General features: G+C 73.3%; 24 protein-coding genes, 7 tRNA genes and 1 pseudogene. 16 read left to right on the forward strand and 16 right to left on the reverse strand.

The window, feature by feature from the left end:
* The first annotated feature begins 8 nt into the window (after window positions 1-8).
* From ACZ6ZI_RS18615 to ACZ6ZI_RS18625, 3 genes are all read left to right on the forward strand, one after another.
* Window positions 9-2,213 carry an elongation factor G-like protein EF-G2 gene (locus ACZ6ZI_RS18615; protein WP_469521915.1) on the forward strand — a complete coding sequence of 735 codons (2,205 nt, stop codon included), beginning with the start codon at window positions 9-11 and terminating at the stop codon, window positions 2,211-2,213.
* Window positions 2,214-2,413: 200 nt separating this feature from the next.
* Entirely contained in the window at window positions 2,414-4,108 is a 1,695-nt protein-coding gene (locus ACZ6ZI_RS18620) for a hypothetical protein (protein ID WP_469521916.1), read from the forward strand.
* 97 nt (window positions 4,109-4,205) lie between these two features.
* Complete coding sequence (locus tag ACZ6ZI_RS18625; protein ID WP_469521919.1) at window positions 4,206-4,616, forward strand: DnaJ family domain-containing protein; 411 nt, start codon at window positions 4,206-4,208, stop codon at window positions 4,614-4,616.
* On the opposite strand, the gene ACZ6ZI_RS18630 is transcribed toward ACZ6ZI_RS18625, so the two are convergent.
* Window positions 4,617-5,177, reverse strand: a complete 561-nt coding sequence (locus ACZ6ZI_RS18630; RefSeq protein WP_363056225.1) for an HIT family protein — start codon at window positions 5,175-5,177, stop codon at window positions 4,617-4,619.
* A 93-nt stretch (window positions 5,178-5,270) separates the two neighbouring features.
* Complete coding sequence (gene thrS / locus ACZ6ZI_RS18635; RefSeq protein WP_363056227.1) at window positions 5,271-7,247, reverse strand: threonine--tRNA ligase; 1,977 nt, start codon at window positions 7,245-7,247, stop codon at window positions 5,271-5,273.
* Between the two features lie 156 nt (window positions 7,248-7,403).
* On the opposite strand from thrS, the gene ACZ6ZI_RS18640 reads away from it, so the two are divergent.
* Window positions 7,404-8,039: a GNAT family N-acetyltransferase gene (locus tag ACZ6ZI_RS18640; RefSeq protein WP_469521924.1), complete on the forward strand. Its 636-nt coding sequence runs from the start codon at window positions 7,404-7,406 to the stop codon at window positions 8,037-8,039.
* A gap of 17 nt (window positions 8,040-8,056) precedes the next feature.
* Entirely contained in the window at window positions 8,057-8,548 is a 492-nt protein-coding gene (locus tag ACZ6ZI_RS18645; RefSeq protein WP_469521927.1) for a DUF4279 domain-containing protein, read from the forward strand.
* A gap of 75 nt (window positions 8,549-8,623) precedes the next feature.
* On the opposite strand, the pseudogene ACZ6ZI_RS18650 reads toward ACZ6ZI_RS18645, so the two are convergent.
* The 3 genes and pseudogenes from ACZ6ZI_RS18650 to ACZ6ZI_RS18660 all read right to left on the reverse strand — a co-directional run.
* Window positions 8,624-9,370, reverse strand: a pseudogene (locus ACZ6ZI_RS18650) (IS110 family transposase); the annotation flags it as partial.
* 127 nt (window positions 9,371-9,497) lie between these two features.
* The gene (locus ACZ6ZI_RS18655) at window positions 9,498-10,712 is read right to left on the reverse strand and encodes a hypothetical protein (RefSeq protein WP_469521930.1); all 1,215 of its coding nucleotides are present in this window, start codon (window positions 10,710-10,712) and stop codon (window positions 9,498-9,500) included.
* A complete protein-coding gene (locus ACZ6ZI_RS18660) occupies window positions 10,712-11,290 on the reverse strand; it encodes a DUF4365 domain-containing protein (RefSeq protein ID WP_469521933.1) in 579 nt (192 codons plus the stop codon). The genes ACZ6ZI_RS18655 and ACZ6ZI_RS18660 overlap by 1 nt, the downstream gene beginning before the upstream one ends.
* Window positions 11,291-11,514: 224 nt before the next feature.
* Here ACZ6ZI_RS18660 and ACZ6ZI_RS18665 point away from each other — a divergent pair, with 224 nt between their 5' ends.
* Window positions 11,515-12,240 carry a 3'-5' exonuclease gene (locus ACZ6ZI_RS18665; RefSeq protein ID WP_363056239.1) on the forward strand — a complete coding sequence of 242 codons (726 nt, stop codon included), beginning with the start codon at window positions 11,515-11,517 and terminating at the stop codon, window positions 12,238-12,240.
* 70 nt (window positions 12,241-12,310) lie between these two features.
* Here ACZ6ZI_RS18665 and ACZ6ZI_RS18670 read toward each other — a convergent pair.
* Both ACZ6ZI_RS18670 and ACZ6ZI_RS18675 read right to left on the reverse strand, forming a co-directional pair.
* Window positions 12,311-12,382: transfer RNA gene (locus ACZ6ZI_RS18670), tRNA-Val, on the reverse strand.
* Window positions 12,383-12,420: 38 nt separating this feature from the next.
* A complete protein-coding gene (locus tag ACZ6ZI_RS18675) occupies window positions 12,421-12,912 on the reverse strand; it encodes an SRPBCC family protein (RefSeq protein WP_469521936.1) in 492 nt (163 codons plus the stop codon).
* 195 nt (window positions 12,913-13,107) lie between these two features.
* Here ACZ6ZI_RS18675 and ACZ6ZI_RS18680 point away from each other — a divergent pair, with 195 nt between their 5' ends.
* Window positions 13,108-15,510, forward strand: coding sequence for an SCO7613 C-terminal domain-containing membrane protein (locus ACZ6ZI_RS18680; protein WP_469521938.1), 2,403 nt, complete (start codon window positions 13,108-13,110; stop codon window positions 15,508-15,510).
* 80 nt (window positions 15,511-15,590) lie between these two features.
* Here ACZ6ZI_RS18680 and ACZ6ZI_RS18685 read toward each other — a convergent pair.
* Both ACZ6ZI_RS18685 and ACZ6ZI_RS18690 read right to left on the reverse strand, forming a co-directional pair.
* Window positions 15,591-15,662, reverse strand: a tRNA-Val gene (locus tag ACZ6ZI_RS18685).
* Window positions 15,663-15,719: 57 nt separating this feature from the next.
* On the reverse strand, window positions 15,720-16,157 hold the full coding sequence (locus ACZ6ZI_RS18690; RefSeq protein WP_469521942.1) for a TIGR02611 family protein: 438 nt from the start codon (window positions 16,155-16,157) through the stop codon (window positions 15,720-15,722).
* A gap of 177 nt (window positions 16,158-16,334) precedes the next feature.
* Here ACZ6ZI_RS18690 and ACZ6ZI_RS18695 point away from each other — a divergent pair, with 177 nt between their 5' ends.
* Together ACZ6ZI_RS18695 and ACZ6ZI_RS18700 are read left to right on the forward strand one after the other, a co-directional pair.
* Window positions 16,335-16,748, forward strand: a complete 414-nt coding sequence (locus tag ACZ6ZI_RS18695; RefSeq protein ID WP_030011909.1) for an SsgA family sporulation/cell division regulator — start codon at window positions 16,335-16,337, stop codon at window positions 16,746-16,748.
* Between the two features lie 218 nt (window positions 16,749-16,966).
* A complete protein-coding gene (locus ACZ6ZI_RS18700) occupies window positions 16,967-17,608 on the forward strand; it encodes a CGNR zinc finger domain-containing protein (RefSeq protein ID WP_469521943.1) in 642 nt (213 codons plus the stop codon).
* Here ACZ6ZI_RS18700 and ACZ6ZI_RS18705 read toward each other — a convergent pair.
* Both ACZ6ZI_RS18705 and ACZ6ZI_RS18710 read right to left on the reverse strand, forming a co-directional pair.
* A complete protein-coding gene (locus ACZ6ZI_RS18705) occupies window positions 17,549-17,737 on the reverse strand; it encodes a hypothetical protein (RefSeq protein ID WP_469522427.1) in 189 nt (62 codons plus the stop codon). The genes ACZ6ZI_RS18700 and ACZ6ZI_RS18705 overlap by 60 nt on opposite strands.
* Before the next feature lie 152 nt (window positions 17,738-17,889).
* Entirely contained in the window at window positions 17,890-18,336 is a 447-nt protein-coding gene (locus tag ACZ6ZI_RS18710) for a hypothetical protein (RefSeq protein ID WP_469521946.1), read from the reverse strand.
* Window positions 18,337-18,515: 179 nt separating this feature from the next.
* On the opposite strand from ACZ6ZI_RS18710, the gene ACZ6ZI_RS18715 reads away from it, so the two are divergent.
* Window positions 18,516-19,010, forward strand: a complete 495-nt coding sequence (locus tag ACZ6ZI_RS18715) for a DsbA family protein (protein ID WP_363060976.1) — start codon at window positions 18,516-18,518, stop codon at window positions 19,008-19,010.
* Between the two features lie 43 nt (window positions 19,011-19,053).
* On the opposite strand, the gene ACZ6ZI_RS18720 is transcribed toward ACZ6ZI_RS18715, so the two are convergent.
* From ACZ6ZI_RS18720 to ACZ6ZI_RS18730, 3 genes are read right to left on the reverse strand one after another with little or no spacing between them, the layout of a single operon-like run.
* On the reverse strand, window positions 19,054-19,878 hold the full coding sequence (locus tag ACZ6ZI_RS18720; RefSeq protein ID WP_469521950.1) for a GNAT family N-acetyltransferase: 825 nt from the start codon (window positions 19,876-19,878) through the stop codon (window positions 19,054-19,056).
* Window positions 19,879-19,926: 48 nt separating this feature from the next.
* Window positions 19,927-20,748, reverse strand: a complete 822-nt coding sequence (locus ACZ6ZI_RS18725) for an aminotransferase class IV (RefSeq protein WP_469521951.1) — start codon at window positions 20,746-20,748, stop codon at window positions 19,927-19,929.
* Window positions 20,745-21,827 (reverse strand): chorismate-binding protein, encoded by a 1,083-nt coding sequence (locus ACZ6ZI_RS18730; protein WP_469521954.1) that lies wholly within the window; start codon window positions 21,825-21,827, stop codon window positions 20,745-20,747. The genes ACZ6ZI_RS18725 and ACZ6ZI_RS18730 overlap by 4 nt, the downstream gene beginning before the upstream one ends.
* 181 nt (window positions 21,828-22,008) lie before the next feature.
* On the opposite strand from ACZ6ZI_RS18730, the gene ACZ6ZI_RS18735 reads away from it, so the two are divergent.
* From ACZ6ZI_RS18735 to ACZ6ZI_RS18755, 5 genes are all read left to right on the forward strand, one after another.
* Window positions 22,009-22,081, forward strand: a tRNA-Gly gene (locus tag ACZ6ZI_RS18735).
* Between the two features lie 42 nt (window positions 22,082-22,123).
* A tRNA-Cys gene (locus ACZ6ZI_RS18740) sits at window positions 22,124-22,197 on the forward strand.
* A 1-nt stretch (window position 22,198) separates the two neighbouring features.
* Window positions 22,199-22,270: transfer RNA gene (locus ACZ6ZI_RS18745), tRNA-Val, on the forward strand.
* A gap of 19 nt (window positions 22,271-22,289) precedes the next feature.
* A tRNA-Val gene (locus ACZ6ZI_RS18750) sits at window positions 22,290-22,361 on the forward strand.
* Between the two features lie 49 nt (window positions 22,362-22,410).
* Window positions 22,411-22,482: transfer RNA gene (locus tag ACZ6ZI_RS18755), tRNA-Val, on the forward strand.
* 264 nt (window positions 22,483-22,746) lie between these two features.
* Here ACZ6ZI_RS18755 and ACZ6ZI_RS18760 read toward each other — a convergent pair.
* On the reverse strand, window positions 22,747-22,956 hold the full coding sequence (locus ACZ6ZI_RS18760; RefSeq protein ID WP_469522431.1) for a hypothetical protein: 210 nt from the start codon (window positions 22,954-22,956) through the stop codon (window positions 22,747-22,749).
* A gap of 536 nt (window positions 22,957-23,492) precedes the next feature.
* Here ACZ6ZI_RS18760 and ACZ6ZI_RS18765 point away from each other — a divergent pair.
* The gene (locus ACZ6ZI_RS18765; RefSeq protein ID WP_469521957.1) at window positions 23,493-24,659 is read left to right on the forward strand and encodes a serine/threonine-protein kinase; all 1,167 of its coding nucleotides are present in this window, start codon (window positions 23,493-23,495) and stop codon (window positions 24,657-24,659) included.
* Window positions 24,660-24,693: 34 nt separating this feature from the next.
* Here ACZ6ZI_RS18765 and ACZ6ZI_RS18770 read toward each other — a convergent pair whose 3' ends face one another.
* Window positions 24,694-25,506: a TrmH family RNA methyltransferase gene (locus ACZ6ZI_RS18770; protein ID WP_469521960.1), complete on the reverse strand. Its 813-nt coding sequence runs from the start codon at window positions 25,504-25,506 to the stop codon at window positions 24,694-24,696.
* Between the last annotated feature and the right edge of the window lie 21 nt (window positions 25,507-25,527).

Raw genomic sequence — 25,527 nt, forward strand, 5'->3', positions numbered from 1 at the left:
CGAGCACCATGGGAGCCACATCACACCAAGCCGGGGCCGCCGGCAGGGCACTGACGGCCGACCGCCCCGCTTCCGTACGGAACGTCGTGCTGGTCGGCCACAGCGGCGCCGGCAAGACCACGCTCGTCGAGGCCCTGGCCCTCACCGCGGGGGCGGTGAAGCGGGCCGGCCGGGTCGAGGACGGCACCTCCGTCTCCGACTACGACGACATCGAGCACCGCCGCCGGCGCTCGGTCCAGCTCTCGCTGGTCCCCGTCGAGTGGGACGGCATCAAGATCAACATCTTGGACACCCCCGGATACGCCGACTTCGTCGGGGAGCTCAGGGCCGGTCTGCGCGCCGCGGACGCGGCCCTCTTCGTCGTCTCGGCCGCCGACGGAATCGACGGGTCCACCCGGATGGTCTGGGACGAGTGCGAGGCCGTCGGCATGCCCCGGGCCATCGTCGTCACCCATGTGGAGGCGGCCCGCGCCGACTACGCGCAGATGACGAACATCTGCGGACAGGCCTTCGGCTCCGACGACCCCGACGCCGTCGTCCCGCTCCACCTGCCCCTCCACGGCCCCGCCGGACCCGACGGCCACGCCCCCGTCGTCGGCCTGCTGGCCCTGCTCTCCCGCCGCGTCCACGACTACTCCACCGGCGAGCGCGTCGAACGCGACCCCGACCCCGCCGAGCTGGCCCTCATCGACGGCGCACGCTCCCGGCTGATCGAGGGGATCATCGCCGAGAGCGAGGACGAGAGCCTCATGGACCGCTACCTCGGCGGCGAGGACATCGACCTCCGGACCCTCGTCGACGACCTGGAGCGGGCCGTCGCGCGCGGCACCTTCCACCCCGTCCTGATGGCCTCCCCCGCCGCGGACGGCGCCCGTCAGGGCCTGGGCACCGTCGAGCTCCTCGAACTCGTCACCGGCGGCTTCCCCACCCCCCTGGAGCGCGCCCCCGTCGCCGTCACCTCCCCCGACGGCGCCGCCCGACCCGCCCTGGGCTGCGACCCCGCCGGACCGCTCCTCGCCGAGGTGGTCAAGACCTCCTCCGACCCCTACGTCGGCCGCGTCTCCCTCGTCCGCGTCTTCTCCGGCACCCTGCGCCCCGAGGCGACCGTCCACGTCAGCGGGCACGGCCTGGCGGACCGCGGCCACGAGGACCACGACGTGGACGAGCGCGTCGGCGCCCTGACCGGCCCCTTCGGCAAACAGCAGCACCCGCTCGGCCAGTGCGTCGCCGGCGACCTGGCCTGCGTGGCGAAACTCACCCGCGCCGAGACCGGCGACACCCTCTCCGACAAGGACGCCCCGCTCCTGATGGAGCCCTGGGCCATGCCCGAGCCGCTGCTGCCGCTGGCCATCGAGGCCCACAGCAAGGCCGACGAGGACAAGCTCTCGCAGGGCCTGGCCCGCCTCGTCGCCGAGGACCCGACCATGCGCCTGGAGCAGAACCCCCACACCCACCAACTGGTGCTGTGGTGTCTGGGCGAGGCCCACCAGGACCTCGCGCTGGAGCGCCTGCGGACCCGCTACGGAGTCCAGGTCGACCCGGTCCCCCACAAGGTCAGCCTCCGCGAGACCTTCGGGGCGGCCTCCGGGGGCCGCGGCCGGCACGTCAAGCAGTCCGGCGGCCACGGCCAGTACGCCATCTGCGAGATCGAGGTCGAGCCCCTGCCGCCCGGCAGCGGCATCGAGTTCGTCGACAAGGTGGTCGGCGGCGCGGTGCCCCGCCAGTTCATCCCGTCCGTGGAGAAGGGCGTACGGGCGCAGGCCGCCCGCGGCATCGCGGCCGGCCATCCGCTGGTCGACGTACGGATCACCCTGCGCGACGGCAAGGCGCACTCGGTGGACTCCTCCGACGCCGCCTTCCAGACCGCGGGCGCCCTCGCCCTGCGCGAGGCGGCCGCCGGGACCCCCATCCACCTGCTGGAACCCGTCGCCGAACTCGACGTCCTGGTCCCCGACGAGTACGTCGGGGCGGTCATGAGCGACCTCGCGGGCCGCCGGGGTCGCGTCGTCGGCACCGAACAGGCGGGCGCGGGCCGCACCCGGGTGCGCGCCGAGGTCCCGGAGATCGAGATCGGCCGCTACGCCGTGGACCTGCGCTCGGTGTCCCACGGCACCGGCCGCTTCGGCCGGGCCTACGCCCGCCACGAGCCGATGCCCCCGCACCTGGCGGACAAGATGCGCGAACAGGCCGAGAAGGGAAGCAAGTTGACATAGCGCCACGGGGAGCCGCCCACCCAACCCGCTTGCGGTGGGCGGTATTTCCCTGTCCCATGACCATGGGGCAGGCTGCGCGGATAGGCTTTTCGGCGCGACGGAACAGGGCGGCACGGCAGGCACGGCACGCACGGCACGGCGACGCGCCGGGCGGCACCGCACGGCGCGAGACGGCACGGCAAAAGCACAGGGGCACGGCGATGGGGGCAGCGGTGGCGGACGACGGCTTCGACTTCAGGCCCGGCGCACAGATTCCACTCCAGGGGGGTGGCGGCCAGACCGCGGCGACCAACGCGCTCGCGTCCGCCGCCTACCGCGACGGCGGCAAGGACACCAAACTCTCCTCCATACTCACGGCCAACACCGACAACCACCCGGCCTCCGTCAAGGAGCCGAGGATCTCCCTCTTCGAGCCCAGCCTCGGCGAGGCCTTCTGCCGCGCCGTCGAGGCCCGCACCCTGGGCGCCGGCCGCAAGCCGCTCATCCAGTCCTTCGGCGCCGACCCCCAGGCGGTCGTGGAGCACTGCCTGGCCGCCTCGCGCATCCGCAAGGAACGCGACCGCAGGCTGCGCCTGATCACCCTGGTCTGCGGCGTGCTGTTCCTGCCCGGCCTGCTGCTGTGGCTCGGCCTCTTCCAGCTCCGCAGGACCCTGTCCGGCGGCGAGGCAAAGAAGAACTCCTGGATCGGCACCGCCCTGCTGGTCGGCGTCGCGGGCATCACGGCCGTGCTGCTCTACCGGGTGCTCCACCGGGAGCCCGGCAGCGGGGTCCTGGAGCTCTACCTGCTCGGCTCGATCATCGCCCCCGTCCTAGGGTGGTACCTGGCCCGGCGCATCTGCGAGCGGACCGCCGCCGACATGCGCTCCCGCTGGGACGGCCTCCTCGGCGGAGGCGGCGCGGTGACCGCGAAGATCCCCGAGGCGGTCCCCGGCAACCCCGACGAGAAGGCCCGCGAGGACCTGCGCCACCAGCTGGCGAAGCTGACCGCCGAGGACCGCAGCAACTCCGTGTTCTACGCCGGCCCCAAGGGCATCCTCGGCATGGGCACCCGCTGGGGCAGCTGGCAGCTCGCGGAGGAGCTCACGCCCAAGAACGAGGGCGCCGAGATCCACCCGTTCCGCAGCTGGGACGTCATACGCGCGATCGACACCCAGCTGCGCAAGCTGGAGCGCGGCCCCCTGCACACCGGGGGCTTCCCGGCGGCCTCGATCCAGCACTGGATCGTCACCCCGGTCGGCGAGGGCGCGGGCGAGGTGGCCCGCCCCACCGGCGAGGACGTGGACACGTTCGTCATCAAGCCGCACGAGATCACCCGGATCTGCAACGAGCAGCAGTTCAGCGCGGGCAACCGGCACTACCTGGGCATCCAGTACCCGCTGTGGGACGGCCAGCTGGTCATCACCATGCTGGTGACCGTCACCGTGCTCTACAAGACGCTGCGCGTGGACGTCACCGCCCACGCCCTCGGCCCGGTGGCCGGCCTCTTCACCACGAAGTCCAAGGCGCCCGTGATCGAGGTCCCCAAGTCGATCCGCTTCTGGGAGACCGTAGAACGCCCGCTCCCCCTGGTGGACGCGCAGGAGGTGGTGCGGCTCGCCGTGCGCGCCCCCCTGACCTGGTACCCGCCGCTGCTGGAGTACTTCGGCGGCAAGCTGGTGCTGCCCGAGCCGTTCGGCCTGCGCCACGTGTGGGCCGGCTCGATGTGGCGCCACCGCTTCATGGCGGACGACGCCCTGCGCACGGTGGCCCCGGTCCTGCGCGCGGTGCACACCGCGGCCTTCAGGGTGCTGGACGAGAACGGCGTGGACACCGCCGCCTTCACCAACCGCTCGTCGATCATGAGCGGCATGATCCAGGAGCCTTCCCCGCGCAAGGCCGACATGTACGACGCCTGAGCCGGCCGCCTCGGTAGGCTGGAAGGGCCGGAGCGTACGGCGCGCGGACGTCGGGCGTCGCCGTACGGGTGGGGAACGAACCGAGGAGGCACCGACCGTGACCGAGCGCAAACCGCCGGGCGTCAGCTTCGAGTCCTTCGTGGACCGCCAGATCAAGGAGGCGGGCGAGCGCGGTGACTTCGCGCGGCTGCCGGGCTTCGGCAAGCCGCTGGCCTCCCTGGACGCGCCGTACGACGAGATGTGGTGGATCAAGGGGAAGATGCACCGCGAGGGCTTCTCCTCCCTGCCCCCGGCCCTGGCGCTGCGCAAGGCCGCCGAGGACGCGCACGAGGCCGCCCTGACCGCCCGGAACGAACGTCAGGTGCGGGAGATCCTCACGGAGGTCAACGAGAAGATCGCGGCGGCCCTGCGCATGCCGCCGCCGGGCCCGCCGCTGAACCTCACCGAGTTCGACGTCGAGGCCGTGCTGGAGCAGTGGCGGGCGGGCCGGCCGGACCGGACGGCCTGATCAGTCGTTCGGCCAGGCGTCGGCGAGCATCTGGCGGGTGTCCGCGAGCAGTTGCGGCAGCACCTTGGTGTGCCCGACGACCGGCATGAAGTTCGTGTCCCCGCCCCAGCGGGGCACGATGTGCTGGTGCAGGTGCGCGGCGATGCCGGCGCCGGCCGCCACGCCCTGGTTGAGCCCGATGTTGAAACCGTGCGCGCCGGAGGCCTTGCGCAGCGCGACCATGGCCCGCTTGGTCAGGTCCGCCAGCTCCGCCGTCTCCGGCCCGTCGAGCTCCGTGTAGTCGGCGACGTGCCGGTACGGGACGATCATGGTGTGGCCGCCGTTGTAGGGGTAGAGGTTCAGCACGGCGAAGACGTGCTTGCCCCGCGCCACGACCAGCCCGTCCTGGTCGGACATCTCCGGAATCCCGCAGAAGGGACAGCCGTCGCCGGCCTCCGGGCCGGTCGGCTTGTTCTCGCCCTGGATGTAGGCCATCCGATGAGGGGTCCACAGCCGTTGGAACCCGTCGTGCGTGCCCACACCGTTCTGCCGCTCCGGCTCAATCGTCATAGGACGCAGCATATGACCTCGTCCGTACGAACGAGGAAGGCCCCCGGAAAGTGATCACTTCCCGGGGGCCCGCACCGTACGCGGCGGCCCGGATCGGGCCCGCGCTCAGACCTGGACGCGACGCTCCACGACGTCGGCCAGCTTCGCCAGCGCCTGGTCGCGCGGGATGCCGTTCTCCTGCGAACCGTCGCGGTAGCGGAAGGAGACGGTGCCCGCCGCCATGTCCTCGTCACCGACGATGATCATGAAGGGGACCTTGAGCTTCTGGTGGTTGCGGATCTTCTTCTGCATGCGGTCGGAGGAGGCGTCCACCTCGACCCGCAGGCCCTTCTTCTTCGCCTCGGCGGCGAACTCCTGGAGGTACTCCACGTGTCCGTCGCCGATCGGGATGCCGACGGCCTGGACCGGCGCCAGCCACGGCGGCATGGCGCCCGCGTAGTGCTCCAGCAGCACGGCGAAGAACCGCTCGATGGAACCGAACAGGGCGCGGTGGATCATGACCGGCCGCTGACGGGAACCGTCGGGGGCGGTGTACTCCAGGTTGAAGCGCTCCGGCAGGTTGAAGTCGAGCTGCACGGTCGACATCTGCCAGGTGCGCCCGATGGCGTCGCGCGCCTGTACGGAGATCTTCGGGCCGTAGAAGGCCGCGCCGCCCGGGTCGGGGGTCAGCGGGAGGCCCTGCTTCTCGGCCACCTGCTGGAGGACCGCGGTGGCCTCCTCCCAGACCTCGTCCGAGCCGACGAACTTCTCCGGATCCTTGGTGGACAGCTCCAGGTAGAAGTCGGTCAGACCGTAGTCGCGCAGCAGGTTCAGCACGAAGGTGAGCGTGCGGTCGAGTTCCTCGGCCATCTGCTCGCGGGTGCAGTAGATGTGCGCGTCGTCCTGGGTGAAGCCGCGGGCCCGGGTCAGGCCGTGGACCACGCCGGACTTCTCGTACCGGTACACGGTGCCGAACTCGAACAGGCGCAGCGGCAGCTCACGGTAGGAGCGCCCGCGCGCGTCGAAGATCAGGTTGTGCATCGGGCAGTTCATGGGCTTGAGGTAGTAGTCGGTACCACCGTCGAGCTGCATGGGGGGGTACATGCCCTCCGCGTACCAGTCCAGGTGGCCGCTCTTCTCGAAGAGGGCGCCCTTGGTGGCGTGCGGGGAGTAGACGAACTCGTAGCCCTCCTCCTCGTGCCGGCGGCGCGAGTAGTCCTCCATGACCCGGCGGATGATGCCGCCGCGCGGGTGGAAGACGGCGAGGCCGGAGCCGATCTCGTCCGGGATGGAGAAGAGGTCGAGCTCGTTGCCGAGCTTGCGGTGGTCGCGCTTCTCGGCCTCGGCGAGGAAGTCGAGGTGGGCCTTCAGCTCGTCCTTCGAGGGCCAGGCGGTGCCGTAGATGCGCTGGAGCATCGGGTTCTTCTCGCTGCCGCGCCAGTAGGCGGCCGCGTTGCGCATCAGCTTGAACGCCGGGATGTTGCGGGTGGTGGGCAGGTGGGGACCGCGGCAGAGGTCCTTCCAGCACAGCTCGCCGGTCTTCGCGTCGAGGTTGTCGTAGATGGTCAGCTCGCCGGCGCCCACCTCGACGTTCGCGCCGTCGTCGGTCGACGCGGAGCCCTTGATGCCGATGAGCTCCAGCTTGTACGGCTCGTCCGCGAGCTCCTCGCGGGCCGCCTCGTCGCTGACCACGCGGCGGGAGAAGCGCTGGCCCCGCTTCTGGATCTCCTGCATCTTCTTCTCGATGGCCTTGAGGTCATCGGGGGTGAAGGGCCGCGCGACGTCGAAGTCGTAGTAGAAGCCGTTCTGGACCGGCGGGCCGATGCCCAGCTTGGCCTCGGGGAACAGCTCCTGCACGGCCTGCGCCATGACGTGCGCGGTCGAGTGGCGCAGGATGTCGAGCCCGTCCGGGGAGGAGATCTCCACCGGCTCGACGGTCTCGCCGTCCTTCACCTCGTACGCGAGGTCCTTGAGCTCGCCGGCGACGCGCGCGGCGACGATGGTGCGCTCGCCGGCGAAGAGCTCCGCCGCCGTAGTGCCCGTGGCCACCACGCGCTCGTCCCGCTCGGAATCGCGTTGGATGATCACACGGACGTCTGACACCGGTCTCTCCTGACTCAGGGGGTGCGCGAGCGATCACTGCGCGCCTGAATCGTACCGAGCCGAGTGCCCCCGCCGCGAAACGGTTGTGCCCGACGCCGTCCCGGCCCGTAGCGTGAGGGGCCCGAACCGCCCCTTCCCGAGGTGAGGAACCCGCCCGTGACCGGCCCGCACGCCCTCCGTGTCCTCCCGCTCGACCTGACCGACGACGCGACCGCCGCCGCCGTGCACCGGATCGGCAGGGCCGCGTACGCCGTGGAGGCGCAGCTGATCGGCTTCGACGGCATCCCCGCCCTCGCGGAGGACCTCGCCGGGATGCGGGCGGCGCCGCTGCGCTGGTCGGGCGCCGTCCTCGGGGAGGGCTCGATCGCCGGGTTCCTGGCCTGGGAGGAGGCGGCCGACGGGGTCGTCACGATCGACCGGCTCTGCGTGGACCCGGCCGCCTTCCGCCGGGGCGTGGCCTCGCTGCTGCTGCGCCACGCGCTGTCGGAGCTGTTCCCGGGCCGCGCGGTGGAGGTCACCACGGGCGCGGACAACGCCCCCGCCGTGGCCCTGTACGCACGCCACGGTTTCCTGCGCGGCCCGGACTTCTCCCCCGCGCCGGACCTGCTGATGGCCTCCTTCCGACACCCGGGCGGCAACCTCCCCGCGCCGACGGACGTGGCTTCCCAATGGAGAAGTCAAGCAGCTCGGGAGTCTTCTGCGGCTGGTGGAGTCGTTCCTCGGATGGCTTCACCATGGCCCCACTGGGCGTCGGGACCCACTCACAATCAGGCGAGTGGGGATGAAGGGTGACTGCGGAGCATTCGGGGATGCCTCTTCACCAGTACGTCTACTTCGCTCTGTCCAGCCGAAGCATTACCGCGCAGGAGATAACTGATGCGCTGGGTATCGAGCCTGATGAGACGAGAGTGGTCAACCCGCGCCGCCTCCCTGTTGATCCGGCGAATCCGTTCTGTCAGATCTGGAAGGTCGTATGCAAGGAACCGGGCTTGTGCGTGGACGAACAGATCGCGCACGTCCTGGGCCGTCTCCGGCCGCAGACTGAGCGTATAGCGGAGCTCATGAAGCAATACAACAGTGCAGACGACGAAGACGGGCCGTACCTCGAAGCCCGGCTGGAGGTGGTGCGCTACTTCAACGACGCAGAGCAGCAGGACGAGGCCGAGCAGCCGCAGGATAGAGACAAATACAACCTTTTCGGCTGGGCGCTCGACCACGAAGCAATCGCCTTTCTTGCCGCTACCGGCACTCTTCTGGACGTCGATGAGTACGACATGACCCCTTCACCGCCGTCGGCCTGAGCGCCCACGAGATGCCCGCCTGCTCCTTTCGTTCTTGGCGCCTTGAAGACACCACCACCAGGGCTTCGGGCCAGGTCAGTACAGCGTGGCCGGTGGCGGTGCGACTTCGTGGAGCCGCCGGTCACGGATGATGTCCCAGAGGACGTTGACGCGGCGTCGGGCGAGGGCGATCACTGCCTGGGTATGGCGTTTCCCCTCGACTCGTTTGCGGTCGTAGAAGATCCGGGAGTCGGGGTCATAGCGGACGCTGGTCAGCGCAGACATGTAGAAGACACGCTGGAGGCCGCGGTGGTGGTGACGGGGCCGGTGAAGGTTGCCGCTCTTCTTTCCTGAGTCGTGCGGTGCTGGAGCGAGGCCGGCGAAGGCGGCCAGCCGATCCGGGGTCGCGAGCTCCTCCGGGGTGCGGACACCCCGAGCGCGGAGCCGGCGGGTCAGCCGGGCGGTACCCATACGGCGGATGGCGGCCGGGGTCTGGTAGCCGTCGAGGAAGATGAGCGGGCCGGTGCTGGTGAGGACGAAAGCCCGTTCCAGTGCGGGGAACATGCCGGTCAGCGCGGAACGCAGGCGGTTGATGGCACGGGTGCGGTCACGGACGAGGTCCGTGCGGCGGCTGGTGAGGATCTTCAGTTCGATGGTGGCCTCGTCGGTGGGCCGCATCGGTTTGGGGTCGCGGCGGATGCATGCCTGGTCGGCGATGACCAGGGCGTCGCGGGCGTCGGTCTCGCCCTCGCCGCGGTAGCCGTCGCCGGCTCGATTGACGACCCGGCCGGGGATGTAGCGGAGCTCCTGGTCGTGGCCGGTGAGCAGGGTCAGGAGGAGGGCTACGTGATCGTGCGCGTCGAGCTGGTGGGAGATCCGGCGGGTGACGAGCTGCGCCGCCCCGAATGGTTCCCGGCCCGTCGCCCGGTAGCCGGCACCGCACCCGGCCCCTCGTGCCCTCTCGACCCTCTCAGTCCTCTCCGTCCTCCGACGGCAGCACCTCGGAGGGGTCGAAGGAGGAGTCGAGGGACTTCAACAGCCGGTCCCGCTCCACCTCGTCCAGCGGGACCGGGGTGACGTCCGCGGCGTCGGTGAGCCGGCGGAATCCGCCCCGGCGTTGCAGCCGGCCGGCCACCCGCACGGGCAGTCCGGCCAGGTGGGCGTGGACGGCGGTGCGGTACGCCTCCTCGTCGAGGGCGACCCGTACGCGCGGCACCTCCGCGCCCGCCAGCACCCGCAGCCGCACGGTGCCCCCGCCGCCGGCCCCGGCGCGCCGCATCCGGACCACCGCCCCCACGATCCGGACGGGGACGGCCGGCTCGTTGTGCGTGTAGCGCTGGGCGGCGTCCCGCAGCACCGGCAGGTCGCCGGGCGAGAACTCCACCGGTTCGGGCCGGGCGGCGCAGCCCGCCGGGACCCCGGCCGCCGGCGCCCAGGCCAGCGTGATCCGGGCCCCTTCGGAACCCTGGACGAGCGCGATCAGGGCGTCGGCGAGTTCCCGGCTGACCCCGGCGGCCACGGCCGCGTCGAACGCCTCCATCCCGCCGGTCGCCCGCCGGTAGTCGACGGCCTCCCGCGCCGCGTGCAGCGCGTGGTGCAGCCGGGTGACCGGGCCCCGCCCGCCGTCGACGGGGACGTACGCGGTCAACCGGCGCCCGTCCGGGGAGGGTCCGACGAGGACGCCGTCCAGGGTGCGTTCGGCCTGGGCCTGGTGGCGGGCCCCGTAGTACCCGGCGCGGGCCCGGTCGGCGAGGGCCCCGGCGAGCAGCGTCCGGCGGGCGGCCGAGCGCAGCCGCTCCTGAACGGGCCAGGCGGCCTCGCCCCGGAACCCGTAGGGCCCTCGCGGCACTTCGCGTTCCCAACGGATCTCGTCGGCGGGCACGCCGAGGCCGAAGAGGACCTCCCGCGCGGAGGGCAGGCCGCTGCGGGCGAGGGCGGTGATCGCCTCCTCCAGCAGGTCGACGCAGTCGGGGAAGGACCGGTTCTCGGGGACGAGCAGGCTGGTCCCGCCGGGTCCGGGCGGGGTCCAACGTCCGTAGCGGCCCGCCGCTCCCCCGCGCCGGAGCCAGCCGTGCCGGTGCAGGAGCGCGCCCAGGACCTGCGGGTCGACCCGCGCGGGGTCGGGGGCGTCCGGCGCGAACCCCGGGGACGGCAGGGGCTCGAGGCGGTGCGGATGCCGGTTCATCAGGGTGTCCCTCCCGACCCGACCCGGGTCATGATCTCGCACAGCGCCCGGTCGTCGAAGATCCGCGTGGTGGGGATCCGTACGGTGGTCCGGCGCCTGCCGGTCACGGGGTGTCCGGCGAGGTTGGTCCAGTAGCAGCAGTGGCGCAGGTCGAGCCGGTCGTGCCCGGCGCCGATCCACTGGTCCCTCTCCCTCGGCACGAGCATCACGACGAGGATCTTGTGCACGGCGACGGGGGTGCGGGCCAGCTTCACGAGGTGCTCGTTGTCGAGGGTGAAGCCGAAGGTGGCACCGGTCGGGTGCGGCGGTATCTGGTAGGTGGCCTTCAGCTGCACCTTGACGGTCACCTCGTCGTCGACGACGTGCTCGGGGGCGCCGTGGCTGACGTGCCAGTCGATGCCGTTGTCGGGGAAGGGTTGGGACAGCGAGCAGCCCGCCGCGGCGGCGACGGCGTGCAGGTAGCCCACCTGGAGCGTCTCCATGCAGGCGGTGGTGGCGAGCGTGCCGCGCAGCGGACCGGTCGACGGACCCGTCCGTTCCTGGAGCACCCCGTCCGGTTCGGACCGTGCGAGCGCCATGGCCGGCTCCCCGTGCCTTCCGGCTCCGCGATGAGGATGGAGGAGTGGGGTGACGACCGGTCATCCGTGCGACCCCCCAGGGAAGTTGTCTCCGTACCGGAGTGCCCGCAAACGGCGTACGGGGCAAACGGCACGGGTATCACCGCTTCGGGCAGGGGCTGCGCGGACCGGGGCATCGGCGCCCGGGTGGGCCCCATCTGCCGATCGGGGACGAGGAGTTCGCCATGACGCGCTGGTACGAGGGCCCGCTGGCCGCATTCGACACGGAGACGACCGGGGTGGACGTCGAGCAGGACCGGATCGTGTCCGCCGCGCTCGTCGTGCAGGAGTGTGCGGGCGGCCGGGTCCGCACCACCCGTTGGCTGGTCAATCCCGGGATCCCGGTGCCGCCGGGGGCCACGGAAGTGCACGGCCTGACCGACGAGCACCTCCAGCGCAACGGCCGTTGGCCGGCGCCGGTGGTGGAGGAGATAGCCCGCGCGCTCGGGGAGCAGCAGGTGGCCGGGCGGCCGTTGGTGGTGATGAACGCGCCGTTCGATCTGACGCTGCTGGACCGGGAGTTGCGGCGCCACCGGGCCTCGACGCTGTCCCGCTACCTGGACAACCGGCCGTTGACGGTGCTGGACCCGCGGGTGTTGGACAAGCACCTGGACCGCTACCGCAAGGGCCGCCGCACCCTGACGGACCTGTGCGCGCACTACGGGATAGAGCTGGAGGGCGCGCACGACGCGTCGGCGGACGCGATGGCCTCGCTGGAGGTCGTGCGCGCGGTGGGCCGCCGCTTCGCGGGGCGGCTGGAGCGGTTGACGCCGGCCGAGCTGCACACGCTCCAGGCGGTGTGGCACGCGGCGCAGGCGCGCGGGCTCCAGGCGTGGTTCACGCGGCAGGGCACGCCGGAGGCGGTGGACCCGCACTGGCCGCTGCGGCCGGAACTGCCGCAGGCGGCCTGAGGGGAGCACCGCGCCGAGGGCCCGTACATGCGGAAGGCCGGTCCGTCGATGACGGACCGGCCTGTCCCGGTGGGCGATACTGGGATCGAACCAGTGACCCCTTCGGTGTGAACGAAGTGCTCTCCCGCTGAGCTAATCGCCCGGGAACGCACTGAACAATACAAGAGGCGTGGGGTCTGTTCAAACCGCTTCCCGCGGGGCGGCCAGGAGGGCCGAGAGTCCCCGCTGTCCGGCGCGCATCATCAGGGCGTGGTTGAGCCGCAGGAGGGGGCGGGCCGGGAGGGACATCCGCCGCAACGGGTCGGCGCGGACCTCGACCTCCTGTTCGTACAGGGCCCGCGTCCCGGGGCCGGCGGGTCCGCGCCGGGCGCGTACGGTCCAGCGCGCCCAACCGTCGATGTCACCGCGCAGGGCCACTTCCAGGACCCCCCGGGCGGGGTCGCGCAGCAGGCCGGTGAGGGTGACGTGGATCCCGTAGGGCAGGACCGAGCGGATCAGCGCGGTCGCGGCGCGGCCGCCCGGCCCGTCCCGCCCTTCGAGGGGTCGGACCTCGCGGACCTGCGGCCACCAGGCCGGGTAGCGTCCGGGGTCTTCGAGCAGGGCGTAGACGCGGGCGGGCGGGGCGTCGAGGTCCCACACGCTGCGGAAGCGGTAGTGCGGTCGGCGCGGCATGGGGCCAGTGTGCTCCGGGGCGGTCCGGCGGCGCAGGGGGTTCGCCACATCGCCACCCTCCCGGGTACGACCCTCCCCCGCGCCCGCCCGCCCACTCCCCTACTCGTCTACTCATCACGGCCGTCGCGCACCTGAGTGCCGATCTGAGTACGCGCACCCATGTCCTGATGGCGTGACGGGCGCCACACTCCGGACATGGACTCCCCCCTGCCCCCGGCCGAGGAACTGGCGCTCATCGACCGCGAGCTCCACCAAATCGACGTCCGACGCGCCCACTTGCTGGCCCGTCGGGACTGGCTGCTGCGCTTCGCCCTCGGCTCCGCGCCCGCGTGGCCCGCACCCGCACCCGCGCCGCCGGCCGCCGCGACGGGCGGGAAGGCGGCGGGCGCGGCGGGCGCGAAGGCGGGTGCGGCCGGCGCGCAGACGGTGCTGCTGACGGCGGGGGCGGTGCTGCTCGCGGTGGCCGCGCTGGCCTTCACGCTGCTGAGCTGGGGCTCGCTCGGGATCGGCGGCCGGGCCGCCGTCCTGGCCGTGGTGACGGCCGCCGCCCTCGGCGCGCCCGTCGTGCTGTCGCGCCGGGGCCTGCGCTCCACGGCGGAGGCGGTGGCGGCGGTGGGGTTGTCGCTGACGGTCCTCGACGCGTACGCGCTGCACGCCGTCGTCCTGCCCGACACCGACGGCCTGGCCTACGCGGCGTGGGCGGCCGCCGTGCTCGCCGCGCTGTGGGCGGCGTACGGGGCGGCGGCGGGCCGGCTCCGGTCGCCGGCGCTCGCCGCGGTGGCCGCCGGGCAGCTTCCGCTGTCGCTGGCGGCGGCCGCCTCGGGTACGGACGCGGTGGGGGGCGGTTGGGCGCTGCTGGCGACGGCCGCGCTGGACGCGGCCCTGGCGGTGACGGTCTCCCGGCGGGCGGTGCGCGTCTGCGCGTGGGCGGCGGCCGGCGTGGTGGGCGGCGCGGCCCTGCTCCTGGGGCTCGGGGCCTCCCTGGCGGCGCCCGGGGCGCTCGCCCCGGCCCCGCTGCTCGGCGCGGGCGCCGCCCTGGGGGTGGCGGTGGCCGTGCGCGAGCCGCGGGCCTGGCCGGCCGCCCTGGTCGGGGGTCTGGCCGCGGTGGCGGCGGTCGGGGCGCTCGCTCCGCAGGGGTGGGGGCCCGGCTGGTCGGTGGCGCTGCGGGTGGCCGCCGCCGCGGCCCTGGCGGCGGTGCCGGCCGCGGCGCTCGCGCCGCCGCGGGCTGCCGGGCCGGGGGCGCGGGCGGCGGCGCGCGGGCTGCTGTGGGCCGCGGCGGGGGTGGCGGCCCTCGCGGCGGTGACGGGGGTGCCGGGCGCGCTGGTGTCGGCGCTCTCGCGGTGGCGGGTGCTGTCCGAGGTGTGGGCGCCGACGAGCCCGGCCCCGCCGGTCGGCGTTCCGGTGGCCGCCCTGGCGGTGACCCTGCTGCTGACGGCGGTGGCCGGATGGTCGGTGGCCCGGGCCCTGCCGGGGCGGGCGCGGGCTTCGGTGGCGTCCGCGGTGGCGGTGGTGTGCGCCTGGGCGGGGCTGTTCGTGGCCCCGCTCGCCGCCGGGACGGCCCCCGCGGTGACGCTCGGGGCGCAGCTCGCGGTGACGCTCGCGTTCGGGGTGTGCGCGCTGCGGGCTCCGGCGCGGTCCGCCGGGGCGGGTGCGACGGCGGCGGTGTGCGCCCTCGTCGGGGGCGTGAACGTGTCCGTGGCCGCCCTGGACGGCCGTCTGGCCACCTTCGCGGTGCTCGGGGCGCTGGGCGTCGCGGGGGCGCTGGGAGCGGCGTACAGGACCGCCCCGGTGCCGGTGCGGGCCGGTGCGGCGGCGTGGGCCGTGGGGTGCGCGGCGGCGACGGTGGTGGCGCTGGGCGCGCTGGTCGGGCTCGGGGTCGCCTGGACGGGGGTGATCGTGCTCGCGGTACCGGCCGCGGCGGTGGCGGTGGCCCCGCGGACGGGTCGGGTGCGCGTGGCCGTCGAGGCCGCCGCGGTGGGGGTCGGGGTGCTCGCGGTGCTGCTCGCCTCGGGCGACCGGCCGCTCCTGGCGCTGGTGCTCGCGCTGGGCGGGGTGCTGTGCGCGGGCGCGGCGCTGCGGGCGGACCGGCGGGCCGCGGGGTGGGCGGCCGGCGCCTTGGGCGTGGCGGCGACCTGGGTGCGCCTCGGCGCCTCGGGGGTGACGGTTCCGGAGGCGTACACGCTGGCCGTGACGGTTCCGGCCCTGGTGGTGGGCCTGCTGCGGCGGCGCCGGGATCCGGGTGCCTCCTCCTGGGCGGCGTACGGTCCCGGGCTCGCGGTGACGCTGCTGCCGAGCCTGTTGGCGGTGTGGGGGGATCCGTACTGGCCGCGCCCTCTGCTGCTGGGGACGGCCGCCCTGGTCGTGACCCTGCTCGGCGCGCACCGCCGGCTCCAGGCCCCGCTGCTGCTGGGCGGCGCGACCCTGGTGGCGGTGGCGGTGCACGAGCTGGCCCCGTACGTGGTGCAGGTGGTGGGCGTGCTGCCGCGCTGGCTGCCGCCGGCGCTGGCGGGGGTGCTGCTGCTGGCGGTGGGGGCGACGTACGAGAAGCGCCTGCGCGACGCCCGCCGGCTGCGGGAGGCCCTCGGCCGCCTGGGGTGAACCCCGGGTGGGCCCCGGGTGGGCCCCGGGTACGACGGAGGCCCGGAGACTCTGACGAGTCTCCGGGCCTCTGCTCCGGGTGGGCGATACTGGGTTCGAACCAGTGACCCCTTCGGTGTGAACGAAGTGCTCTCCCACTGAGCTAATCGCCCGGACGCACCGCAAACATTACCGCATGTCAGCGGTGCTCCATGACCACCCCCGGCGGGCTACTGGTCCTTGAGGTCCCACGGCAGCGTCAGGCCGTACTTCCACAGGTAGAAGCCGATCAGCGCGGCCGCGATGGCGAGGCCCACGCTGGTCAGGATGATGTTGCGGCGGCGGACCTTGGGGTCCAGCGCCTTCTGCGCGGCCTCGCTCACCTTGCGCTTGGTCCAGCGCAGGACGAGGTGGGCCCAGGCGAACTCGGTCGCCCAGATCGCGAGGCCGGCGAAGATCGCCACCCAGCCCGGTCCCGGCAGGACGAGCATGGCGACGCCGGCGCCGATGACGGCCAGGCCGACGATGAAGACGCCGACCTGCCAGCTGAGGTGCAGGCTGCGGTTGGCCTTGATGAAGGCGGGCGCCTTCGAGACGTGCGGCGTCTCTTCGGCGTCCGGTCCGGTGGTCGCGGACGCGTCGGTTCCGTGGTCACTCCCCGTATTCATGGAGCCGAATCTACCGGAGCCCGAAGCACACGTGAATGCCGGTTTGGATCCGCCGTCCGAGGGACCCAGAGGTCCGCAAAACGGTCAGAGGGGTTTACAACGGCACCGTAGGTGGCATGTCGATTTCGCCGACGTGCGAATCCCCGAGCGCACACTGAGCGAAAGGCCCTGGCGCTTATGAACACCACGGTCAGCTGCGAGCTGCACCTGCGCCTCGTTGTGTCGAGCGAGTCCTCACTGCCTGTTCCGGCGGGCCTGCGGTATGACACGGCCGACCCCTACGCCGTGCACGCCACCTTCCACACCGGCGCCGAGGAGACGGTCGAGTGGGTATTCGCCCGCGACCTCCTCGCGGAGGGTCTCCACCGGCCCACCGGTACCGGCGACGTCCGCGTCTGGCCGTCCCGCAGCCACGGTCAGGGCGTCGTCTGCATCGCCCTGAGCTCACCGGAGGGAGAAGCGCTGCTCGAAGCACCCGCCCGAGCACTCGAATCGTTCCTCAAGCGGACGGACGCGGCGGTCCCACCCGGGACCGAGCACCGGCACTTCGACCTGGACAAGGAGCTCTCCCACATCCTGGCCGAAAGCTGAGCCGGCCCCCACGAGTGCCTGACCGCTCGACACCGTCCGACTCGGGGCGACGGTGCGACGCGGACAACCACATACGGCTGTGCCGGCGCTGTCCTCACGGGAGCCACCCGCGAGGGCGGCGCCGGTGCGCTCGGCTCCCCCCGCGGCGGCAGGCGCTAGAGTCGGGCAACCGGTGGCGGCGACACGCCGCCGCAGGTCCGGCCTCCAGGGAGCGACTAGTGCAGATCCCCCACGACACCCGTCGCGCGCTCGACGTCGTCGTCGCGCTGGTGAACACGGCCGCCGAGCCGGACCAGCCCGACGGACTGTCCGACATCGGCGCGCTGCGCGGGTTCGTCCAGGAACACGCGATCAGCGACGTCGGCGAGCTGGGCGCCCGCGACCTCGCCGGGGTGCGCGCGGTCCGCGGGAAGTTCGCCCAGGTCTTCGCGGCGCCCACGTCGCGCGCCGCGGCCTCGCTGATCAACGAGCTGGTCGCCACGGCCGGCACCACCCCCCAGCTGACCGATCACGACGGCTACGACTGGCACGTCCACTACTTCGCGCCGGGCGCCTCGGTGGGCGACCACCTCGCCGCGGACGGCGGGATGGCCCTGGCCTTCATCGTGGTCTCCGGAGAACAGGAACGGCTCCGCCGCTGCGAGGCCCCCGACTGCCGGCGGGCCTTCGTGGACCTGTCGCGCAACCGTTCGCGGCGCTACTGCGACAGCCGCACCTGCGGGAACCGGCTGCACGTGGCGGCGTACCGGGCCCGCCGCAAGGAGGCCGACGCCCACGAGGCGGACGTGCCCGCGGAGGGCTCAGAGCAGGTACAGGTCGTGCACGGCGGCGAGCAGCAGCAGGGTCCCGATCACCCCTAGGAAGATCATCAGGGGCGGCTGGGAGAGCGCGAAGAGACAGCCCCGCCCTTCGTGGGCCAAAGGGGTCTCGGCGACGGGTACGGAAGCGGGAGCGGGGGCCGGCGGCTCACCCTGCGATGTGTCGAGCATGTCGGGGCGATGATCGCGCAGCCCGTGCCCGATCTCGCCCCAACACGCCATTTACGGGGCGGTAGTTCGCCTTCTCTCGTCGGTTCGGGTGGTTTCGCGCGGCTTCCCTTCCCGGGCGGCGCCCCGGTCGGCTATGGCAGCGGCTCCCGGCCTCAGATGCCGTGCTTCTTGAGGATGGCCTCGATGTCGGAGAAGTCGTCCGCCGGAGCCGTCGGGGCGGCCTTCGGCGCGGCGGCCGGCCGGCCTCCGAGGGAGGGGGCGGAGGCGGCCGGAGCCACGGCCTCGCGACCCCGCCCGCGCCGGGCCGCCCCGGCCGCCGGGGCCTCCTTCGGCGCCCTGCCCAGGGCGCGGCGCTCGACGGTCCGGGCACCCGTGAAGAGGAGCCAGGCCACGCCCAGCAGGCCGAAGCCGATCCACACGGTCGGCTTGAAGACGATCCCGGAGACCCACTCCACCAGGCCCGTCAGCACCAGGGCGACGGGGACGAGCGAGTAGGCGGCGATCCGCGTCGCGGCGAGGAACCGCCTGCGGTACGCGGTCACGGCGGCGATGCCCAGGCCCGCCGCGGACACCGCGGAACATATGGTCTCGGCGAGCATGCGGTCCTCCGGGGCTGGGCGGCGGGTGGTCGATCTGTCCCCATCCATCCTGCACCGGTCGCACCCGCCGCGGCCATGCCCGGGAGCGTCCCGGAGCGGATCTCCGGGAGATCTCGGGGTCGGGCCTCCTCCCCAGGTCCCGGTCGGTGCGCCGACCCGGGCCCTGGGAGACTGTCCGCATGACCGATTCCCTGATCCTCGACGTCTGGTGCGAACTCCAGTGCCCGGACTGCCACAGCGCCCTGGACGACGTACGCGCCCTGCGGGCCCGCTACGGCGACCGGCTGGACATCCGGCTGCGCCACTTCCCGCTGGAGAAGCACAAGCACGCCTTCGCCGCCGCGCAGGCCGCCGAGGAGGCGCTGGAGCAGGGGCAGGGCTGGCCCTACGCGGAGGCCGTCCTGGCCAGGACGGCCGAACTCGGCGAGCGGGGCGAGGCCGTCCTGCTGGACGTCGCCCGTGAACTCGGCCTGGACGTCGAGGAGTTCGACACCGCCCTGATCGACGGCCGGCACATCCTGATCGTGGACGCCGACCAGGCCGAGGGCAAGGCCATCGGGGTGACCGGCACCCCGACCTACGTGATCGACGGCGAGCGTCTGGACGGCGGCAAGAGCCAGGAGGGCCTGCGCGCCCGCGTCGAGGAGATCGCCGACCGCCTTCTCGCGGGTTAGGACCCCTCGCGCGCCGCCCGCCGGGGCCCGACCGGGGCGGCCGTCAGATGAGTTCCTTGGCGTAGTTGAAGCCGGTCGGGCGGTAACCCAGCGCTTCGTAAAGGCGCAGCGCCGGGGTGTTGCCGGCGAAGACGTGCAGGCCGAGGCGGCGCCGACCCGCGGCCAGGGCGACCCCTTCCGCGAGGAGCATCAGGGCGCGGCCGTGCCCCCGTCCCCGGTGCTCCTCGGCGACCGCCACGTCGTAGACGTACGCGTCCTCCCCCCGCGGCCCGGTCCAGACGTGGCCGACGGGCACCCCGGACACCTCCAGGACGGTGAAGTCCGTCCCGGGGGTGTCCAGGCCGTGCGCCAGCCGTTCGAGGTGGTCCGCGGCGGCCTTGGCGCGGGCGGCCCCGGGTTCCATCCCGCGGGCGATCCAGCTGTCCGCGTACTCCGCCCGGGAGCGCGCCTCCCACGCCGCGTACTCGGCCGGGGTCATCGCCCGCCCCCGCGACCCGGCGGCGGGCGCGGGCGGCTCCCCCGCGAGGTCCTTGGCGAGGTTGCGGCTCTGTTCGACGTACCCCAGGGCGGTCGCCAGCCGCAGCCCGCCCGGCGAGTCGGCCGGTACGGAGATCCGTACGCGGCGACAGCCCCAGCCGCGCAGCACCTCCTCGGCGGCCAGCGCGGCGACCGTGGCCCGGCCGCGGCGCCGGTCCCCCTCGTCCACGGCCAGCTCGCGGATCTCCCCGACCGTGGGGCCGAAGGGCGTGTCGGAGGCGATCAGCAGCCCTCCGACGCGGCGGCTGTTGACGCGCACCTCGTAGGGGCGTGAACGCGCGCCGCCCTCGCTCTGCTGAAGCGGCCCGCTGGGCCGCAGGGTGGTGGTCATCCGTCGAGTTCTACCCGCCCGGGGGCCTCCTGACCACGGTGCGGGCGCTCACGGGTCGAGGTCGGAGCCCGCGCGCTCGTCGAAGACCCGCATCGCCTTGGCGGTGACGGGGCCGGGGGCGGCGTCCAGGTCCCGCCCGTCGACCCGGTGCACGGCCTGGACGTCGCGCAGCGTGGAGGTCAGGAAGACCTCCTCGGCCCGCAGGAGGGCGTCGAAGGGCAGGTCGGTCTCCTTGGCTCCGGTCCATTCGACGGCCAGGGCCCGGGTGATGCCGGCGAGGCAGCCGGAGGCGACGGGCGGGGTGTGGAGTTCTCCGTCGAGGACGACGAAGACGTTGGAGCCGGTGCCCTCGCAGAGCCTGCCGAGGGTGTTGGCGAACAGCGCCTCCGAGGCCCCGGCCCGGTTCGCGCGGTCCAGGGCGACCACGTTCTCGGCGTAGGAGGTGGTCTTCAGGCCCGTCAGCGGCGAGCGCTCGTTGCGCACCCAGGGGACGGTGATCACGGAGGTGGAGTCGGGTCGCCGGGTGGTCTCGCCGACGGCGACGACGAGCGTGGGGCCGGTGTCGCCGCGGTCGGAGCCGAGGGGGGAGGTGCCGCCCGTGTAGGTGATCCGCAACCGACCGAGCGGCATCGGGTTGGCCTCCAGGACGGCCGCGCAGGCACGGCGCACCTCGTCGAGGTCCGGGTCGGGCAGGCCGAGGCCCCGCGCGGAGCGGGTGAGGCGGTCCAGGTGGCGGGTGAGGGCGAAGGCGGCCCCGTCCCGGGCCTTGAGCGTCTCGAAGACCCCGTCGCCCACGGTGAGCCCGTGGTCCAGGACCGAGACCTTCGCGTCCGCGGCGTCCCGCAGTGTTCCGTCGAGCCAGATCCTCACCGTACGGTTCCTCCACTCAGGTCGCGGGCCCCGTTCGGGCCCGGCTCACGTATACCGGATGCCAGGGCGAGCAGCCGGGAGGCCTTCAGCTCGGTTTCCGCCCATTCCCGCTCGGGGTCGGAGCCCCAGGTGATGCCGGCGCCGGTGCCGAAGCACAGCCGGGGGCCGCCGGGGGCCTCCCGGTCGATCCAGAAGGTGCGGATCCCCACGGCGAGCGCGGCGGTGCCCCGGTCGGCGTCGACCCAGCCCACGCCCCCGCAGTAGGGGCCGCGCGGGCCGACCTCCAGCTCCTCGATGATCCGCAGGGCGGAGGACTTGGGGGCACCGGTGACGGAGCCCGGCGGGAAGGTGGCGTCCAGCAGCTCGGGCCAGCCGGCGCCGTCGGCCAGCTCCCCGCTGACGGTGGAGACGAGGTGGACCAGCCCGGGGTGCTCCTCGAGGGCGCACAGTTCGGGGACCGTGACGGAGCCGGTGGCGCAGACGCGGCCGAGGTCGTTGCGGACGAGGTCCACGATCATCACGTTCTCGGCGTGGTCCTTGGGCAGCAGGTCGGCCGCGGTGCGGCCGGTGCCCTTGATGGGCCCGGACTCGACGTGCCGGCCGTCGCGGCTGAGGAACAGCTCGGGGGAGGCGGTGGCGATCTCGACGCCGTGGGCGGGGAGCCGAATCGTTCCTGCGTAGGGGGCCGGGTTGCCGCGCGCGAGCAGCGCGGTCAGGGCGTCGACGTCGGCCCCGTCCGGATCGGGCAGGGGCGCGGACACCACGCGGCAGAGGTTGGCCTGGTAGACCTCGCCGGCCGCGATGTACGCCCGGACGCGGCGTACGCCGTCCTCGTAGGCGGCGCGGTCGAGGGAGGTGGACCACCGGTCGGCGGCCGGGCCGCGCCAGGCTCCGGGGACGGGCGCCGGGACGGGGTCCGGGCGTATGTCCCCGAAGCGCGCGCAGACCAGTCGGCCTTCGAAGTCCGCGCTCACCGCCCAGAACCCGGTGGAGTCGAGGGCGGAGGGGTCGCTGGTGACATCTCGGAGGTCGGTCGCGAGAAGGCCGCCGAAGCGGGCCAGGGGAGGCAGGTCGTGCACGGCTGCGAGTCTATGACCGGTGGCGCGTCGGCGCCGGTGAGGTGACGGTCGGGTGACCTCCGGTGATCGGGTGGCAGCACGCTGCGGAAACGCGTTTTTGAGCTGGCCCGGGAATCCGCTAGAGTTCAACACGTCGCCAGGGAGCGAAGGGGAAAAACCCCGGAGCGAACACGGTGACACTGCGGACGTAGCTCAGTTGGTAGAGCACCACCTTGCCAAGGTGGATGTCGCGAGTTCGAGTCTCGTCGTCCGCTCGAAGTGGGGGATTTCTTCCCGGGAACCCCCCGCAGCTCCATGGTGGAGTGGCCGAGAGGCGAGGCAACGGCCTGCAAAGCCGTCTACACGGGTTCAAATCCCGTCTCCACCTCCAAGGACGATTAGCTCAGCGGGAGAGCGCTTCCCTGACACGGAAGAGGTCACTGGTTCAATCCCAGTATCGTCCACTGGTCCGCAAGGACCCCCGCGCGATTAGCTCAGCGGGAGAGCGCTTCCCTGACACGGAAGAGGTCACTGGTTCAATCCCAGTATCGCGCACGCAGTACAGTTCCACCCCGTACCACCTGCGGTTTCGCACCGTGGTCCCGCGCGATTAGCTCAGCGGGAGAGCGCTTCCCTGACACGGAAGAGGTCACTGGTTCAATCCCAGTATCGCGCACAGTCCGAAAGCCCCGGCCGTCTCCACGGCCGGGGCTTTCGCGTTGCCGGGACCCGTCGGGCCCCTCGGGTCGAACCGAGGTGCGGTGCGCGGGCGACCGAGGCGCGGTGTGCGGGCGTACGAAATGGGTGTTGCCCGTCCGACTCCCCAGCCGTACGGGCAACACCCTTCACCTGCCGTCCGTCCGCCACTCCCCCGTCCCCACGGGGTGTGGCAGGCCGATGTGTCCCGGTCCGGGCCGCTCTCCCGGACCCGGGGCGCCGCTCAGCGCCCCAGCATCACGCCCACGGACGACGCCTGTGCCGCCACCTGATCGAATCCTCCGAAGAGGAAGAGCAGGAGGGCGGCCAGGGGGAGCACCATGGCCGCGGCCACCAGCGGGTGACGCGTGCCGGACTCATGGCCGTGGAACGCGAATGCCTTGCGTCCGTGCCGTGCGATGTCCGCCATGGTCCTCTCCCTGTCGTCTGGCAGCGGCGGGCTCGTGACCTCGGGGGACGAGTGCGCCACCCGCCGCTTGTCTTCAACACTAGGCCGCCGGGGGGCCGCCGGCCTCATGCCCTCGTACCCATTGCCGGGCCTACGGGAGGATGAGGAGGCCACCCCCGGAGTACTCCCCTGGGTGGAGATCCCTCCCCCGGGATGGGGGTCTTCCCGGAGGGGATGACCGGAGGGTAGTGACTTCCCTCACTTCCGTCACTCCCCGCACACGCGTGTCCTGGTACCGGTGTTGACGCGGAGGACGGACCGCCCCTGCGGGCGACCGCCGGCCGCGGTCGCGCTCCGGGGCGCGCGCGGGGCTCCGACGGGCCCAATCACCTTGATCACAAAGGTCTTTGGGTGCGACGGGCACCGGGGGTGCGGACCGGGTCACAGGCCGCGAAACCCCCAAGTGGCCTGCCCCGCACTGACAATCGATTCCCCGGACGAGGGCGCGGCCTCTGAGCACGCGTGCCGGATGGTCCGTAAGCTGTGCCAGGTCAGCAGGACGACCGGGCAGCGGGGTGGACATGGCGATGATGCGGCTCCGGCGCGAGGACCCGCGTGTCGTCGGCTCGTTCAGGCTGCACCGGCGGCTCGGCGCGGGCGGCATGGGCGTCGTCTACCTGGGCTCCGACCGGCGCGGGCAGCGCGTGGCGCTCAAGGTGATCCGGCCCGACCTGGCCGAGGACCAGGAGTTCCGCTCCCGTTTCGCCCGCGAGGTGTCGGCCGCGCGACGGATCCGCGGCGGCTGCACCGCGCGGCTCGTGGCCGCCGATCTGGACGCCGAGCGTCCGTGGTTCGCCACGCAGTACGTCCCCGGGCCGTCGCTGCACGACAAGGTCGCCGAGGAGGGCCCGCTGACGGCCGCGCAGATCGCCGCCATCGGGGCGGCGCTGTCCGAGGGCCTGGTCGCCGTGCACGAGGCGGGGGTGGTCCACCGCGACCTCAAGCCCTCGAACATCCTGCTCTCCCCCAAGGGCCCCCGGATCATCGACTTCGGGATCGCCTGGGCCACCGGGGCGAGCACCCTCACCCATGTGGGTACGGCCGTGGGCTCCCCCGGCTTCCTGGCGCCCGAGCAGGTGCGCGGGGCCGCCGTCACCCCGGCCACGGACGTCTTCGCGCTCGGCGCGACCCTCGCCTACGCGGCGACCGCCGATTCGCCCTTCGGGCACGGCAGTTCCGAGGTGATGCTGTACCGCGTCGTCCACGAGGAGCCGCACCTCGTCGGGGTGCCCGACGCCCTCGCGCCGCTGGTGCGGGCCTGTCTGGAGAAGGACCCCGAGGAGCGGCCCACCACCCTCCAGCTGTCGATGCGGCTCAAGGAGATCGCCGCGCGCGAGGCGCAGGGGCTGGGCGACGGGCGCCCGCCGGCGCAGCGGGCGCGGACGGAGCGGCCCGCCGAGCGGGCGCAGGCGTACGCCGACCAGCGCACGGAGCGGCGCAGGCCCCCGGGGGCCGCGCCGACCCCGCGGGCCCAGGCGGCGCACAGTGGCCCGCACGCGCGGCCGTCCGGGACCCGCAACCCGGGGTCCACGGCGGGCCGCACGGGCGGCCGTCAGGCCCCGCGCACGACCGGGGCGGGGCGTCGGCCCTCCCGGCCGGACCCGAGGCTGATGCGCCAGCGGCTGATCGTGTTCGTGGTGGTCACGCTGCTGGTGGCCCTGGGCATCGCGCTGGCGCAGCGGCTCTGAGCCCCGTACCGGGGTACGGGGCTCCGCGGCGGTCTCAGCCGGCGCCGCCGGCCACCGCGTAGAAGGCGACGGCGGCGGCCGCGCCGACGTTCAGGGAGTCCACGCCGTGGGCCATCGGGATGCGGACCCACTCGTCGGCGGCGACGAGCGCCTGGGTGGACAGGCCGTCCCCCTCGGCGCCGAGCATCAGGGCGACGCGCTCCAGGCCGCGCGGGGCGGCCACCTCGATCGGGGAGGCCTTCTCGTGCGGGGTCAGGGCGAGGAGCCTGAAGCCCGCCTCCCGGACCGTGTCGAGGCTCTTGGGCCAGGCGTCGAGGCGGGCGTAGGGGACCGAGAACACGGCGCCCATGGAGACCTTCACCGACCGGCGGTAGAGGGGGTCGGCGCAGTCCGGCGACAGCAGGACCGCGTCCATGCCGAGGGCGGCGGCGCTGCGGAAGATGGCGCCGATGTTGGTGTGGTCGTTGACCGCCTCCATGACGGCCACCCGGCGGGCCGAGGCCAGCAGTTCCCGCGCGTCGGGCAGCGGCTTGCGCTGCATGGAGGCGAGGGCACCGCGGTGGACGTGGTAGCCGGTGACGCGTTCGGCGAGCTCCGGGGTGACGGCGTAGACCGGGGCCGGGAGCTCGTCGATCACGTCGCGCATGACGTCGACCCACTTGGCGGAGAGCAGCATCGAGCGCATCTCGTACCCGGCGTCCTTGGCCCGTCTGATGACCTTCTCGCCCTCGGCGATGAAGAGGCCTTCGGCGGGTTCGCGGCGGCGCCGCAGTTCGACGTCGGTCAGGCCCGTGTAGTCGCGCAGGCGCGGGTCGTCGGGGTCGTCGACGGTGATGAGATCAGCCACAGGGTGATACTGCCTTGTCCG

It is taken from the genome of Streptomyces sp. NPDC103540 (assembly GCF_055584445.1).